This is a genomic window from Paenibacillus sp. FSL F4-0122 (genome assembly GCF_038002845.1).
Classification (GTDB): domain Bacteria; phylum Bacillota; class Bacilli; order Paenibacillales; family Paenibacillaceae; genus Paenibacillus_AQ; species Paenibacillus_AQ odorifer.
This window is the reverse complement of the sequence record NZ_JBBODI010000001.1, coordinates 586,345-601,326: the sequence shown is the minus strand read 5'-3', so window position 1 is coordinate 601,326 and position 14,982 is coordinate 586,345. Positions and strand designations below refer to the sequence as shown.

Below are 14,982 nucleotides of genomic sequence, written 5' to 3'. Positions count from 1 at the left end.
ATGAGACGTTATTTGTCTACGGTGGCAGCTCACATTCAGCATACCAAATTCGCCAGCATCCTTGTAATTTGGAGTATTACTCTCTTATATGTACTATTTCAGGGCGGCAAAACTGCATTTATGTTGTTTATTATGGTCTCTGTACTTATTGCATATCTGATTGCTGGAGGTTTAGGAGGCGTTCGGCGGGCTAAGGGTGTTCGCAGTTTTTATACCGAACAGGATAAGGGAGATTTGCTCTCTGCCGGTGGGTATCTTCGTGTAGGTCTGAAGGTCACAATCCCGGGGATTTTGCCTTTACCTTATGTGGTTGTAAGGGAAGTTCTGAAACGGCATAATGGCGAATCATGGGTATTTGAGGAAAGCCTGATTCCCAGCCTCAGAGGGCATGGGGAACTGCGGTTTCAGACACCGGTTCTGGAACGGGGCACTTATACATTTTCAGATACGGATATCATCAGCCAAGATATTTTTGGCCTTGTCGAGCATAAAGGTACTTTTCTGGCTGAAGGACAGTTTCAGGTGTTGCCTCGTGCAATCTATGTTCCGCGCTGGCAGTTATATGAAAGAAAATCCCGTCTTTCTGGACCACAGACCTCTGTTGTTCAATCACGTCGTGAGACCACCCAAATTAACGGTGTACGCGACTACGTATACGGCGACCGCCTAACACGCATACATTGGAATGCAACGGCAAAGACAGGCTCGTGGAAGTCCAAAGAGTTCGAGCATGAGTCGATTCCCAAAACCATTCTAGTTCTGGACGGCTCTGCTTCTGCTTATATGAATTCGAATCAATTTGAACTCGCAGTCTCTGTAGCAGCTTCACTTCTTGGATTCGGTATTCGAGAGCGGATAGGGATCGGTCTTTGCTGCTTGGATAAGACCACGAAGGTATTTGCACCAGTTGAAGGTGCTGCTGAACGTCAGAAAATGATTCAATATTTGATCGATCTTAACGCCGAAGGGCATGGTCCACTCATTTCCCGTTTGGAAAAAGGATATCGTATGTTCCCTAAAGGCTCATACTTCGTGCTAATTAGTCCTCAAAGTGGCCAACCTGTACTGGATGCATTACGTTGGGCTGACAGCAGAGGGATGACTCCGTCTCACATTCATATAGGGAATTTATCAGAAACGAACAGCAGCACAGATTGGACAGACGTTCTAAGATCTCGGGGGATTACAGGCTACAGCATTAATTCACTGCAAGAGCTTCCCATAGTATTAGGAGGGGAAGTCTGATATGAAAAACTGGTGGAATCAGATGAAATTCTCCTGGCACCGTTCTTTAGGTCTATTGTGGCTTTTGATTATAGCCCACCAGTGGGTCTCTTATACGGAGCCTATCTGGTTAAGACAGACAACTGCTGTTGTGTGGGCTGCATTAATAACGATCACTGTTATTGAAATCATAATTCCTGTTAAAGTTCAAATAAGACTCTTTATTGAAGCGGCAGCTATTATTTATATCGTTTATCGTATACTTATCAATTATGGTATATACGTCGCTGATCCTTGGGCAACAACCCTCCCGGACAGACTGCAGGATATTGCAGTTCATATGGTGCCCTATATCTGGTTTGCTCTCGGGGCCTCAGCCCTGCTGCTGTTGTCGTCTTGGTGGGCATCCTCAAAAAGACGTATTTTATGGTTTATAGGAATGAACATAGTGGCTTTTGCTGCCTTGGATTCCTTTACATCTATCGTTTTGTGGCAGGAAGTAGCCTGGACGGTATTTGCGGGGATGGGCTGGCTGGTCAGCCATCATCTGAGAAGCTTCCAGCTACATTATCCGCGTGGTTGGGTGCATCTGCTGAAATATCCCACGAAAATTGTCATTAATATTGCCATCGTCTTCTCTTTGGTCATCCTAATTGGAGTGAATATGCCTGGGGTAAGGCCTACCCTAACCGATCCTTATACCGCTTGGCAAGAATGGAATGGGATTGGGAAGTCTTCTGGGAAGGGCACAGTTGGGACCACGAAATCTGAGATGGGTTCTGTCTCCCCTACTAACAATACTTCGTCAGGTTACAGTCTGAATGATGATCAACTAGGCGGCGGCTTTACCTTCGATTATACACCGGTGATGACAGTGGTTTCTGATTTGCGTATTTATATGCGGGGAGAAACGCGCAGATTATATTCCGGAAGAGGCTGGGTCGATAGAGATCGGTTAAATCGGGGACCTCTAGAAGCGGTGGATGTAGGTGAATCTTTAGAGAGCAGTGCGGGTTCTAAAGTGAATACACGAACACTGAAACAAACAGTAACCGTGCTTAATAATAATGAATTTCCTGTGCTGTTTGGCACTTATTCAGTATCTTCGGTGGATTCTTTAAATGGGGAAAAAGCTGGAAATGGACTCTCCTGGAGAAGCCGGGACAGCGAGCTGATCTGGGATGTGGATGGGAAGAAACTCGCTTATCCGTCTACCTTTGAGGTGACGTCTGAGGTTCCTGTAATTCCTGTTCAAGAATTGACAACAAAGACGTATGAGGAGCTATATAAAGGGAACGATTTGGAGAAAATGTTTCTTCAACTGCCTAACGATTTTCCTAAAAGAGTCAGGGAGCTGGCTGAGGAAATCACGGCTGAAGGAAAAACGCCGTATGAAAAAACAGCGCTTTTGCAACAATACTTACAACAAACCTTTCCATATACCAATAATCCAGATATATCACGTGTCACAAGCAACGATTTTGTAGAAGGGTTTTTGTTTGAGTTAAAGGAAGGTTACTGTGATTATTATTCTACTGCACTGGTTACTATGGCGCGCTCTCTGAACATCCCTGCACGATGGGTTAAGGGGTACGCACCTGGGGAACAGCCAGAAATCCCAATGAATCCGGCACAACAGCAATCAGGCACAGTGAATAATAACTATACAATTACCAATGCGGATTCCCACTCTTGGGCTGAGGTTTACTTTGGTGATTATGGTTGGATCCCAGTTGAAGCTACACCTGGATTTAATATTCCGCTTTTAACTCAGAATGAGCAAACCCCTGAGGTCGAGTCAGAAGATCAAGAAGAACAGGCAGAACCTACACCAGCGCCTGTGAGTAACGCACAAGAAGATCAAGGGTTTCATGTAGGTCTTTGGGTTGTTGTGGCAGCTGTAGTGGTGTTGCTGTCCTGGACGATTTTTATAATTTGGTATAGACGCTTTAAGCTTCGCTTCTTCATGCAGCAGCTGCGCAATGGCCGGCCTTTAACGCCAGATCAGAAAGTAGTGGCGGAAACTGAGCGTTGGGTAAGGTATTTGCATCGCAAGGGAATGCTAAAAGAAGAGCACGAAACTTTGCGTGAAGCCGTAAATCGCTGGAGTGGAGAACGGCCGGCAGTGGCTGATCATCTATCCTCACTATTAGCAATGTTCGAAAAGGCGAAATATAGCCCTGAGGTTATTGAAGACAAAGACTGGCAGAGCGTGTATACTGAAGCTTTGTGGGTGCGGAGAAAAATGAGATCCAAGAAATAACACTTTGCGTGAAAGCATAGATACAGATTTATTTGCGATGCGCAAGGAGTATGTTATAGTTTTTTGTATGAAATCGAGGTGAACGTATTGTTTGAAATGTTAGTTCCCAAACTCCGGGTGAATACGGTATTCGATATTGCTCTGGACGAGCTGTATAGACAGGGATATCGCGGAATCATCACGGATCTGGATAACACACTGGTCGGTGCCAAAGCGCCTGTGGCTACTCCGGAGCTGTTGTTATGGTTCGAAAAGGTGAAGGAACTGGGCTTTAAGCTCATCATCGTATCTAACAATAACATGGAACGGGTGTCACGCTTTGCAACACCGCTTAATATTGAATTTGTGCACCAGGCTCGTAAACCGAGTAATGCTCCTTTTCTCAAAGCGATGAAGCAGATGGAGCTGCCACCTGAACAAACGATTGTGGTGGGAGATCAAATGCTTACAGATGTATACGGCGGCAATCGCCTTGGCCTGTATACTGTTTTGGTACTGCCAATCTCCGTCAAGGATGAGGGGTTCGGCACAAGGTTTAATCGCCGGGTAGAGCGGGTTGCTCTGACACGGCTTCGCAAAAAAGGATTGTGGCACGAGGAGGAAAAATAGTAATGAACGAACAAAGCGAAACACAGCGTCCTGAGAAGTGCAGCGGTTGCGGCATCAAGCTTCAGACGGAGCATAAGGATCAACCAGGATACCTTCCGGAGGTTGCACTTGAACGGGACCCGGTGATTTGCCAACGCTGTTTCCGGATTAAAAATTATAATGAGGCTTCATCTGTTTCGGTGAATCAGGATGAATTTCTTCGCCTGCTGAGTGGAGTAGGAGAGAAGAATGCGCTTGTTATTCATATTGTCGATATCTTCGATTTTGAAGGCAGTCTGATTTCCGGCCTGCAGCGCTTTGTTGGCAATAACCCTGTTATTCTTGCAGTGAATAAATGTGACTTGCTGCCGAAAGTTACAAACTGGAACAAGTTGCGTAACTGGATGCAGCAGCGCTGTAAAGAGGAAGGCTTGCGGACGGCTGAAATCGTACTTTGCAGTGCGAAACGCAATCAAGGTTTTGACCGTTTGCTGGAAGCCGTAACGGAGTTGCGCGGCCAACGTGACGTATATGTCGTGGGTGCTACCAATGTGGGCAAATCCACACTTATTAATCGTCTGATTTCGGACTATAGCGATTTGGAGCAGGAGTTAACGACTTCACGTTACCCTGGCACAACACTCGATACGGTCAAAATTCCATTGGATGATGGCCACTACATTATAGATACTCCAGGGATTGTGTATCCTTGGCGTTATAGTGAATTAGTAGAGCGTCAGGATCTGGATGCAGTTATGCCTGCCAATCCTTTGAAGCCAACAGTCTATCAGTTGAACGAAGGACAGACTCTTTTCTTCGGTGGACTGGGACGTTTTGATTTCGTACAAGGCCCGCATCAATCCTTCACTTGCTTTATTAGTGGTACTTTAAAAATCCATCGCACGAAGCTGGAACGCGCAGATTCCCTCTATCAGGATCATCGCGGTGAAATGCTGTCTCCACCGGGAAGTGACCGGATGGACAAGCTGCCACCTTGGCAGCGGCATGAGTTCCGGATTAATCGGGGCAGCCGAACCGATCTGTACATTTCGGGTCTGGGCTGGATTAAGGTTAATGGAACTGAAGGTGCAGTTGTGGCCATTCACGTTCCCCGTGGTGTGAAGGTGCTTACCCGCCCTTCGATGATTTAACGAGGGAGGATAATCTATTGTCTACAACAGCAGTCGAAGGCTACAATAGCGGTAATATTCTACTCGGTGTAATGGGAGATCCTATTATACAATCCAAATCTCCAATTATGCATGAAGCAGCGCTGCAAGCGCTGGGAATTCCGGGTGCTTATGTACCGCTTCATATCCTCCCGGAGAAGCTGGGGGATGCGGTGCAAGCGATCCGTACGCTTGGTTTCCGTGGAGTGAATGTGACGATTCCGCATAAGGTTGCGGTGATGGAGTATTTGGATGTATTAGATGAGAGTGCAGTAGCCGTTGGTGCAGTCAATACGATTGTTAATGATAACGGAGTGCTCACCGGATATAATACGGATGGAATCGGTTATGTGCGTTCGCTCAAAGCGGAAGCTATTTCTGATTTGTCTGGTGCGAAGATTATGGTTATCGGGGCCGGTGGAGCAGCAAGAGGAATTGTTGCCGCACTACTTCAAGAGAAACCTTCTTCAATCATTATTGCTAATCGCAGCGCTGAGAAGGCAGAGGACTTGGCGACACAGTGCCGGAGCAAAGGGAATGTCATCGGGATTAGCATGAACGAAGTAGCAGAAATGCTAAGTGGTGTAGACGTGCTGATCAATACTACCTCCGTAGGTATGTATCCTCATATGGATGAGACACCGATAGATCCTGGACTGCTTCGTGAAGGAATGGTCGTAAGCGATCTGATTTATAATCCGCTGCGCACGCGGCTATTGTTGGAAGGACTCGAACGGGGCTGCACGATTCATGGAGGTCTTGGTATGTTTGTCTATCAGGGAGCTTATGCTCTGGAGTATTGGACAGGGCAGCCTGCTCCTACGGAAATCATGCGGCAGACCATTCTGGATTGTTTGGGTGGAAATGAGTAAGAAATGGATTCATTAAGTTAGGGTAATAATAGGTAATAATATATGTTAATTAAGGAGTTATTCATTTATGTTAACTGGTAAACAAACACGGTATCTTCGTTCATTGGCGCACCATCTCGATCCTATTTTTCAAGTGGGCAAAGGTGGAGTAAACGATCACCTCGTACGCCATATTGAAGAAGCTATTGAGAAGCGCGAGCTTATGAAGATTAGTATACTGAGCAATAATATTGAGAATCCCAAGGAAATCGGTGCTGCTCTGGCTGAACAATCGGGTTCTGAGCTTGTGCAAGTGATCGGTAAGACTGTCGTTCTATACAAAGAATCACGTGATAATAAAACCATTGAGCTGCCGCGTTAATAGCTGTAAGTATACCTTACCGAGGAGGTCGTCCTCTTGAAAGTTGGAATTATGGGAGGTACCTTTGATCCTCTTCATATCGGTCATATGATGGCAGCGGAAGCCGCAAGAGATACTTATGGTCTGCAAGAGGTATGGTTTATGCCTTCACATATCCCGCCTCATAAACATGAGGCAGGTGTATCTGGAGAAGACCGGCTAGCAATGGTGCAGGAAGCGGTGAAGAATCACGAAGCTTTTTGCACATTAGATTGGGAAGTTGTCAGAGGTGGCGTCTCCTATACCTATGAGACCATAAGACGTCTGCAAGAGGAGTATCCGCATTTCGATCTTTATTTCATCATTGGAGCGGATATGGTCCAGTATTTGCCGAAATGGAACGAGATTGAAGAACTGGTGCAGCGGCTTACATTTATTGGTGTGGGTCGTCCGGGAACACCTCTTGATCTAGATGCATTGCCAGACTTTATAGCAAAAAAGGTATTGCTTGCAGATATGCCACTGGTTGATATTTCGTCAACGATGTTAAGAGAACGGGCGGCAGCAGGTAAATCTATTCGTTATATGGTTCCAGAGGCAGTGTTCGATTATGTTCAAAGGAGTGGATTGTATGGCATACGGCCGCGAAGCGCTGATTGAGGCGGTCTCCACACAGATGCCTGATAAGCGCTGGAAGCATACACTCGGCGTGATGGAGACATCTATTCAACTGGCGAAGCAATATGGTGCTGACCCTGAACGTGCAGAGACAGCAGCGATTCTGCATGATGTGGCCAAGTATTGGCCGGTTGAGCGAATGAAGGAGATTATTGAACAAAATCAATTGAATTTGGATCTTCTGGTGTATGACAAGCAGATGTGGCATTCGGAAGTAGGCGCCTTTGTAGCTGAGAAAGACTATGGGATTACGGATCCTGATATTATCAATGCGATTCGTTTCCATACCTCAGGCCGTGAAGACATGAGTTTACTTGAAAAAATCGTCTGCCTAGCTGACTACATCGAGCCTGGGCGTGATTTTCCCGGGGTTGATAAGATACGCGAGAAGGCACAAGTAAGTTTGGAAGAAGGATTAGTCGCTGGGTTCGATTCTACGATTAGTTTGTTACTGGAGAAACGCCGGGTGATTTTCCCCTTAACGGTACTGGCGCGTAATGATTTAGTTAGAATATTGGAGGATAAAATATGAGTGTACAACCAAGCAAGCTGTTAGAACTGGCCCTTAAGGCTGTTGAAGATAAAAAAGCAATGAACGTCGTGGCACTAGATCTACGTAATGTTTCACCAATCAGTGATTACTTTATCGTATGTCACGGTAACTCGGATATTCAGGTACAGGCGATCGCTACCGAAGTCCGTAAAGTAGTTCATGAAGCAGGCGGAGTCATCAAAGGGATTGAAGGCATGGATTCAGCACGCTGGGTGCTGATGGATCTTGGCGATGTTATCGTTCATATATTCCACCGCGATGAGCGTGAATATTACAATATCGAGCGTCTGTGGTCCGATGCCAAGGTTGTGGAGACTGTATGAGCCTGATTGCAGGAACTACGGTTACACTTCATGTAGAGCGGGAAGTTTCCCCATACGGATTCTTTTTAAATGCTGGAGACCAAGATGTTATGCTGCATTATACGGAGCTGACAGAGAAGGTAAAAGCAGGCGATAAAGTTGAAGTTTTCATTTTCTTTGATACCGAGGACCGTCTTGCGGCAACGATGAAAAAACCATTTCTGATGCTGGGCGAGATGGCGTTATTGGAAGTGGCTGATATTCATCCGCGTCTGGGCTGCTTTTTGGAGATGGGCCTTGGACGCCAGCTGCTGCTGCCTATTCGTGAGCTTCCAGAACTTCCAGAGCTGCGTCCGCAGGTTGGAGACTATGTGTTTGCGATCATGGAGCATGATAAACAGGGGCGTCTGCGTGCCAAGCTGGCCGGAGAACAGGAGCTTGCTCCACTAGCTCTGCCTGCACCTGAATCTTGGATGGGACAGACTGTAACAGCCCGAGTGTATAAGCCGCTGCAAATGGGTACTTTTGTACTTGTGGATGCGGGTGTTCTAGGCTTTGGGATTATCGGTATGGTCCATTCATCTGAGCGGAGCCGTCTGCTGCGTCTTGGTGAGCAGTTTGAAGCACGTGTCTCTCATATCCGTGAGGATGGACGTGTTAACCTTTCTATGGGTCTCCGTAAAGAAGTGGGGATGGATGTAGATTCTGCCGCACTTTTGGAGTTCTTAAATGCTCGTCCAGGGGGAGCGATGCCTTATTCGGATGCTACGCCGCCAGATATTATCAAACAACGGTTCGGAATCAGTAAATCCGCCTTCAAGCGTGCACTTGGGAAGCTGATGAAGGAAGGCCATATTACTCAAAAAGAGAATTGGACTTATCTTGTTGCTAAGGATAATGAAGAAGGAACAACCGAAGGGCAAGAAGAAACGACGGATTAAGCTTACGATTCAATAGACGTAATTTATAAAATGTTGTTATAGAAAGCGGTGTAATTGTGTCTTCCTATGGGAAATTTGCTTATGTATACGATGAGCTTATGGCAGATATGCCGTATCCAGATTGGATATCCTTTGCTGAAGCCGCATGGAGTAAATACGGCAAGCCGTTAACTGTAGCCGAGCTTGGCTGTGGTACAGGGAGTATTACAATTCCTTTGGCGGGTTCAGGATATCATATGACCGGAATCGATTTATCTTCTGACATGCTCTCAGTGGCACAGCGCAAAATGGAGGAGCATCCCCAGGGACGGCGCTTTTTGCGTGAAGGCAGTGTTCGTTGGATTAGACAAAACATGAAGGAATGGGAGCTTCCCGAGCTGGTGGATTCTGTGATTTCCTTTTGTGATTGTCTGAATTATGTGTTGGAAGAGGATGACATCAGCGCTGTTTTTGCCAGTACCTATGCAGGGTTAAAGCAAGGCGGAACCTTTCTGTTCGATGTGCATCATCCAAACACACTAATTCGTTATGAAGAAGAACAGCCCTTTATTCTGGACGAGCCATCTGTGTCTTATATTTGGACTTGTGAGATGGATGTTCCACGCCGCGAAATTGAACATCATCTGTCCATTTTTGCCCGTGAAGACGGACACAGCGATCGCTATCGCCGATTCGAAGAGACCCATATTCAGCGTGCCTACGATCCTAACTGGATGAAGGAAGAGCTGCTTAAGGCTGGGTTTAGTGATGTGAAGATCTATGCCGATTTCGAGTGGGTAGAGGCAGAAGATGATGCTGAACGATTATTTTATGTAGCTATAAAATAAATATTCAAAATGCTAAGAGGGGCTGTCCCATAAGCTATGAAAATAGCTGCTGGGACAGCCCCTTTTTTGACCTTAGCTGATTGCTGGCGGAAGCGAGTGGAATGCTGCTGTTGGAAGCACCTAGGTTGACGCTGCCGGAAACAAGTGTGTTTCCGCTATCGAATGCTCATGCATTACCGCTGGCGTGAGCGTGTGGGTTCTCGCTCTCGAAAGCTCATATATTGCCGCTTTGCGGAAGCGTGTAGGTTCTCGCTCTCGAATGCTCATGCATCGCCCTTTACGGATGCGTGTAGGTTTTCACTATCCAACAACATGCATGCACAACTACCATCAGATATCCGTATTAGTACTAGCTATCGGACCCAGCGGACCTTATACGCAGCATTTGCTAATATTTTGGGTGCTATCGGACTCCATTGCAGCTATTGGCTTGAAAAACGTCCAATATTGGTCATTTTCCAAGGGATAGCGTCACTGGAGTCCGAAAACATGCTCCAAGGGCTAAAAATATGCAAATAACGTCATCTGGGTCCGTGAGCCACGTGAGATACGTAAGCCACGTGAGATACACGTGAGATGATGGAGACAAGGTTGGAGTAACCAGCCAGCGACCCAAACATAAACAGCGATTCTCCGATATCAGGAGAATCGCTGTTTTTATGACTTCATTCGTTGGAGCAGCTTGTAATTGCGCCAACATAATAAATACAAAATAAACCGGGCAGTGTTCATACCACCCGGCATCTTCCAATCCTTACCGATGCTCAAACAGATCAATGGCACCCAATACGACATGAGCCAGACCAAATCCAAGTACGCCTGTTGCTGCCATCTTATACTTGCTTCCAAGAAAAGCGGCGCTAGAAGCGGTTACGACGGTTCCAAGAACAGCGGGAATTAGACCTTCACGCATTCGAAACACTCCTTCTCGGTGGTTTGGGAGACAAAGTTATTATGGTTCAATATCGAAAAAATATACGAAGCTCAAAAAGACCCCTAAATCAGCGTTAGCTGAATTTAGGGTCTTTTTATTTAAATCAGGGTTGGTTACTCTGCTATTATAACAGCGTTACGAGGGAGGCCCTCTCCAACTTCATGTACATCATACAACACACGTGCCAGTAGGTCCTGGCTATAATTGCCGAAATGTTTTCCGTAAATCGTGAGTCCACGTTTGTTTGTAGGCTTGTCGGTTACTGCGATACGGAATGTGAGTTCACTTTTGTAATCCAATTGAATATCATCAAGGGTCACATCAGAAATCCGACAGCCATCAATGAAGCTGCCTTCATTATTGATACGGATCAGCTTCAGCATGCCGTATTGGTTTAGGTGCGGAGGCCACCAATCGGGGTTAAAAGTTCCCCGGGTATCTCCGAAATCGCCAGGGCTAGTCCAGAATCCGATTTCAATTCCATTTAAATAGAAATAAAGGTCGGACGGATAGTTATCGTTAGACCCAGGAGCTTCAGAGCCGATCTCCATCGAGAACTGAATTTCGCGGAACGTTTGGTTGGCTTTAAGGTAGTTTGGAATTCTATATTCGAGGAACCCTTCAGCCATCCAAATAATTTCGGATTCAATTCGCTGCGGATCTGCAAAATAACGCGGCTCGTCGAAATCCCCGATGATGCTATCTTTGGTAGCCAATCCACAAGTTGGAACAGCCTGATAGTTGCTGTAATGACCTACTTGAATTTCTACTTCGTAAAGATTATCAACATCCTTGCTGCGAAGGTCAACAATAAGCTTGTCCTTATTTAAATAGCAGACCTTTTGAATACCGTGTTTGCCCACTGATGTGTTTATCTCAATGAGACCGCTTTCTTCTAACTTTTTAATATGCATGGTAATGGCGCCGTTGCTGAGGTTCAGTTTTTTGGCAATTTCATTCAGGTTCAAGGCTTGATTGGTGGCAAGGAGCTCTAAAATGAGGATTCTGATTTCTGAGCTTAGTGCCTTGAAAATTTCTAATCCACTCATTAAATCTTTAATATAGATCATTTTATCAATACCTTCTTCCGATTACGTCATAAATTATACTATTTTATAAAATTATAAACTAATAAGGCATATAAATAAAGTATACTTCCTTATTTTGTAGAATGGTCAAATATAAGAGGGATTTTTGGCATGATTTTCTTTTAATTTAGTAAAATTTAAACAAACAAAGGATTAAACTAAAGAAAAAGACGATTATTTCGCCATAATTCATTTATTTCGAGTTTAATTTCATATAAACATAAAAAGGTTTATAGAAATATATTTACAAGGCTTTTTATATATGTTATTTTATATTGTAAGCGAATACATATTTTTTCATTTTAAATTTAATATTTATTGCTGCTCAATCTGTTGCTATTTCTGAGGTGATAATTTAATGGTAAAAAAGACAACAGATCTTGTCTTTCCATGTTCCCCAGGGAACATGCCAATGTATGATCTATCAGTGATTGATATTGAGTCTTTATGGACGCTTCACAACACACATGATCCAGGCATTATTAAAACAGATGAGGGTTACTATGTTTTTTCTACCGATATAAGAGTCGGAGGAGAATTACGTCCAGGCGTAATGGTTCGAAAATCACAGGATCTTATCCATTGGGAATGGGTTCATTATGCGCTGCCGGGAATTCCCCGAGTTGCGAAGGAATGGGCAGGGGCTACTAATTTATGGGCACCCGATGTGGTGAAATACGGTGATCAGTATCGAATGTATTACTCGGCCTCATCTTTTGGAAGTAGACAATCGCTAATCGGACTTCAAACTTCATCTTCTATTGAGGGACCTTGGACCGATGAAGGTGTGGTGATTCAGACGCGTGCTGAAGATTCACTGAATGCGATTGATGCAAATGTGCTTACGGATGCAGATGGACGGATGTGGATGGTGTATGGTTCTTTTTTTGGTGGAATTCATATCATTGAGCTGAATGCGGAAACGGGCAAACCGAAGCAAGAAGGTTTTGGTACGCTGATCGCTAAACGGGATAACACCATTAAAGATGGAGCAGTTGAAGGACCGTACATAGTGTATAACGAGCAATTCAAAAAATACTATTTGTTCGTCTCCTATGACTCCCTGTTTGAGGATTATAACGTTCGTGTCGCTCGTGCAGATACTATTACCGGCCCATATGTGGATTATAACGGACGAGATATGAGTGATAGTGCGCATCAACCCCGATATGAGGTCGGCAATAAAATACTGGGTGGCTATCGCTTTGGACAAGATCCAGGTTGGATTGCTCCCGGCCATAACTCAGTTCTTCATGAGGATGGCAGCTATTATATAGTTCATCATGCACGTGGTGAAATCGATAAACATTGGTCCTATTTACAGGTTCGTCGAATTCTGTGGACAGAGGATGGTTGGCCTGTTGTATCTCCAGAACGGTATGCGGGTGAAGTGGAACAGGATATTCCAGAACAGCTAATCGCAGGACAGTGGGAATGGATTGTAATGGACCCCTCAGTGGATGGCCAGATTCAGTCTACCCTCATAAGTCTATCGTCTGACTTTAAGCTGGAAGGTGCGAATGGAAAGGGAAGCTGGTCTTTTGATGGACGCAGAGTCCTGACCTTGGTCTGGAATGACGTTATCGAGGGTAAAGGCCGGATAGAGAAGGTGCAATTGCTTCCGTCATGGGATTGGGAGAAAGAAACTCAGACCCTTGTATTTACTGGATTAAATGAAAATGGAATTTCCATCTGGGGTAAGCAAAAGAATGGAGAAGAGAATAGATGACTACTATCAAGCTACATGCAGGTAAAGGAATTAATAAGATTAGCAAGTATCTATATGGTCATTTTGCCGAGCATTTGGGCAGATGTATCTATGATGGGATCTATGTGGGGGAAGATTCGCCGATTCCGAACACCAAGGGCTTTCGCAACGACATCCTAGCAGCACTCAAAAAAGTTAATATTCCTGTCCTTCGTTGGCCGGGGGGCTGTTTTGCCGATGAGTATCATTGGAAGGATGGCGTCGGTCCAAAAGAAACCCGTAAGCGGATGGTGAATACGCACTGGGGCGGTGTCGTCGAGAATAATCATTTTGGGACTCATGAATTTTTTGAATTATGTGAGTTGCTGGATTGTGAACCATATATCTGCGGGAATGTTGGCAGTGGCACTGTTCAGGAGATGTCGGAGTGGGTTGAATATATGACCTTTGAAGGCGAATCACCGATGGCGGATTGGCGTCGTGAAAATGGGCGTGAAGAGCCGTGGAAGTTGAAGTATTTTGGTGTAGGTAATGAGAACTGGGGCTGCGGCGGCAATATGCGTCCAGAATATTATGCAGATTTGTACAGACGTTACCAGACATATGTGCGTAATTATGGTGAAAATCAGATCTATAGAATCGCTGGTGGCGCCAACGTTGATGATTATAATTGGACAGAAGTGCTAATGCGCGAAGCTGGACGGTTTATGGATGGTCTCAGTCTTCATTCGTATACGATTCCTGGAAGCTGGGAAGAGAAACGTTACGCTTTAGGTTTTGACGAAGCCGAATGGTTTGAGACTATGCAAAAAACCTTGCATATGGATGAACTGATTACCAAACATTCAGCGGTAATGGATAAATATGATCCGGATAAGCGGGTTGGAATGATTATAGATGAGTGGGGAACCTGGTTCTTAAATGAACCTGGTACGAATCCGGGGTTCCTGTATCAGCAGAATACACTCAGAGATGCATTGGTAGCAGGGGTAACGCTGAATATTTTCCAAAAGCATAGCAGTCGTGTGCAAATGGCGAATTTGGCTCAAGTGGTCAATGTACTGCAGGCTCTTATCCTGACGGAGGGCGACAAGATGATTCTAACGCCTACCTATCATGTATTTGAAATGTACAAAGAGCATCAGGATAATGAACTGCTTGAAGTAACTGTTGAGAGCCCTGATTATACGTTTGGGGAGCTAACAATTCCACAGATTAGCGTTTCTGCTTCTCGCGATACGAATGGCAAAGTATATGTTTCTCTCTGTAACTTGAGCCATAATGACAGCGCATCGCTAAGTATTGGTATTGAAGAGGTTACCTTTAGCAAAGTGACAGGTCAGATCTTAACGCATTCCGTGCTGGGTGCGCACAATACGTTTGAGGCACCGGATACAGTTACTCCAGTAGCTTTTGAGGGTGCATCTTTATCGGGTGAAAAGCTGAGCTGCGAGCTTCCACCTGCTTCTGTAGTAGTCTTGACTCTGGAATAATA

Annotated in this window: 15 protein-coding genes; 13 read left to right on the top strand and 2 right to left on the bottom strand. The window is 45.1% G+C overall.

Annotated elements, in window-relative coordinates:
• The 11 genes from MHH49_RS02430 to MHH49_RS02380 all read left to right on the top strand — a co-directional run bounded on the left by MHH49_RS02430 (position 1) and on the right by MHH49_RS02380 (position 9,757).
• Complete coding sequence (locus MHH49_RS02430; protein WP_076213404.1) at positions 1–1,245, top strand: DUF58 domain-containing protein; 1,245 nt, start codon at positions 1–3, stop codon at positions 1,243–1,245.
• Between the two features lies 1 nt (position 1,246).
• On the top strand, positions 1,247–3,487 hold the full coding sequence (locus tag MHH49_RS02425) for a DUF4129 domain-containing transglutaminase family protein (protein ID WP_076213401.1): 2,241 nt from the start codon (positions 1,247–1,249) through the stop codon (positions 3,485–3,487).
• A gap of 87 nt (positions 3,488–3,574) precedes the next feature.
• The gene (locus MHH49_RS02420) at positions 3,575–4,096 is read left to right on the top strand and encodes a YqeG family HAD IIIA-type phosphatase (RefSeq protein ID WP_076213420.1); all 522 of its coding nucleotides are present in this window, start codon (positions 3,575–3,577) and stop codon (positions 4,094–4,096) included.
• A 2-nt stretch (positions 4,097–4,098) separates the two neighbouring features.
• Positions 4,099–5,226 carry a ribosome biogenesis GTPase YqeH gene (gene yqeH / locus MHH49_RS02415; protein ID WP_076104718.1) on the top strand — a complete coding sequence of 376 codons (1,128 nt, stop codon included), beginning with the start codon at positions 4,099–4,101 and terminating at the stop codon, positions 5,224–5,226.
• A 17-nt stretch (positions 5,227–5,243) separates the two neighbouring features.
• A complete protein-coding gene (gene aroE, locus MHH49_RS02410) occupies positions 5,244–6,116 on the top strand; it encodes a shikimate dehydrogenase (protein WP_076213398.1) in 873 nt (290 codons plus the stop codon).
• A 67-nt stretch (positions 6,117–6,183) separates the two neighbouring features.
• A complete protein-coding gene (gene yhbY, locus MHH49_RS02405) occupies positions 6,184–6,477 on the top strand; it encodes a ribosome assembly RNA-binding protein YhbY (RefSeq protein ID WP_036675703.1) in 294 nt (97 codons plus the stop codon).
• 36 nt (positions 6,478–6,513) lie between these two features.
• Entirely contained in the window at positions 6,514–7,116 is a 603-nt protein-coding gene (locus MHH49_RS02400) for a nicotinate-nucleotide adenylyltransferase (protein WP_036675702.1), read from the top strand.
• A complete protein-coding gene (gene yqeK / locus MHH49_RS02395) occupies positions 7,088–7,666 on the top strand; it encodes a bis(5'-nucleosyl)-tetraphosphatase (symmetrical) YqeK (RefSeq protein ID WP_036675700.1) in 579 nt (192 codons plus the stop codon). The genes MHH49_RS02400 and yqeK overlap by 29 nt, the downstream gene beginning before the upstream one ends.
• On the top strand, positions 7,663–8,010 hold the full coding sequence (gene rsfS, locus MHH49_RS02390) for a ribosome silencing factor (RefSeq protein WP_036675699.1): 348 nt from the start codon (positions 7,663–7,665) through the stop codon (positions 8,008–8,010). Before yqeK ends, rsfS begins: the two co-directional genes overlap by 4 nt.
• Positions 8,007–8,930, top strand: a complete 924-nt coding sequence (locus tag MHH49_RS02385) for a CvfB family protein (protein WP_076141205.1) — start codon at positions 8,007–8,009, stop codon at positions 8,928–8,930. The genes rsfS and MHH49_RS02385 overlap by 4 nt, the downstream gene beginning before the upstream one ends.
• A 56-nt stretch (positions 8,931–8,986) precedes the next feature.
• Positions 8,987–9,757 (top strand): class I SAM-dependent DNA methyltransferase, encoded by a 771-nt coding sequence (locus MHH49_RS02380; protein WP_038569469.1) that lies wholly within the window; start codon positions 8,987–8,989, stop codon positions 9,755–9,757.
• Between the two features lie 754 nt (positions 9,758–10,511).
• Here the strand turns inward: MHH49_RS02380 and MHH49_RS02375 are convergent.
• Both MHH49_RS02375 and MHH49_RS02370 read right to left on the bottom strand, forming a co-directional pair.
• Positions 10,512–10,670, bottom strand: a complete 159-nt coding sequence (locus MHH49_RS02375) for a hypothetical protein (RefSeq protein ID WP_036675694.1) — start codon at positions 10,668–10,670, stop codon at positions 10,512–10,514.
• A 134-nt stretch (positions 10,671–10,804) separates the two neighbouring features.
• Positions 10,805–11,761, bottom strand: coding sequence for an ArsR/SmtB family transcription factor (locus MHH49_RS02370; RefSeq protein WP_036675692.1), 957 nt, complete (start codon positions 11,759–11,761; stop codon positions 10,805–10,807).
• 376 nt (positions 11,762–12,137) lie between these two features.
• Here MHH49_RS02370 and MHH49_RS02365 point away from each other — a divergent pair, with 376 nt between their 5' ends.
• On the top strand, positions 12,138–13,508 hold the full coding sequence (locus tag MHH49_RS02365; protein WP_339811470.1) for an arabinan endo-1,5-alpha-L-arabinosidase: 1,371 nt from the start codon (positions 12,138–12,140) through the stop codon (positions 13,506–13,508).
• Complete coding sequence (locus MHH49_RS02360; RefSeq protein ID WP_076215856.1) at positions 13,505–14,980, top strand: alpha-N-arabinofuranosidase; 1,476 nt, start codon at positions 13,505–13,507, stop codon at positions 14,978–14,980. The genes MHH49_RS02365 and MHH49_RS02360 overlap by 4 nt, the downstream gene beginning before the upstream one ends.
• Positions 14,981–14,982: the final 2 nt, after the last annotated feature.

Coding starts and splice junctions, on each gene's coding strand:
- MHH49_RS02430 (WP_076213404.1), top strand. CDS start 1: ATGAGACGTTATTTGTCTACGGTGGCAGCTCACATTCAGCATACCAAA.
- MHH49_RS02425 (WP_076213401.1), top strand. CDS start 1,247: ATGAAAAACTGGTGGAATCAGATGAAATTCTCCTGGCACCGTTCTTTA.
- yqeH (WP_076104718.1), top strand. CDS start 4,099: ATGAACGAACAAAGCGAAACACAGCGTCCTGAGAAGTGCAGCGGTTGC.
- yhbY (WP_036675703.1), top strand. CDS start 6,184: ATGTTAACTGGTAAACAAACACGGTATCTTCGTTCATTGGCGCACCAT.
- yqeK (WP_036675700.1), top strand. CDS start 7,088: ATGGCATACGGCCGCGAAGCGCTGATTGAGGCGGTCTCCACACAGATG.
- rsfS (WP_036675699.1), top strand. CDS start 7,663: ATGAGTGTACAACCAAGCAAGCTGTTAGAACTGGCCCTTAAGGCTGTT.
- MHH49_RS02385 (WP_076141205.1), top strand. CDS start 8,007: ATGAGCCTGATTGCAGGAACTACGGTTACACTTCATGTAGAGCGGGAA.
- MHH49_RS02375 (WP_036675694.1), bottom strand. CDS start 10,670: ATGCGTGAAGGTCTAATTCCCGCTGTTCTTGGAACCGTCGTAACCGCT.
- MHH49_RS02370 (WP_036675692.1), bottom strand. CDS start 11,761: ATGATCTATATTAAAGATTTAATGAGTGGATTAGAAATTTTCAAGGCA.
- MHH49_RS02365 (WP_339811470.1), top strand. CDS start 12,138: ATGGTAAAAAAGACAACAGATCTTGTCTTTCCATGTTCCCCAGGGAAC.
- MHH49_RS02360 (WP_076215856.1), top strand. CDS start 13,505: ATGACTACTATCAAGCTACATGCAGGTAAAGGAATTAATAAGATTAGC.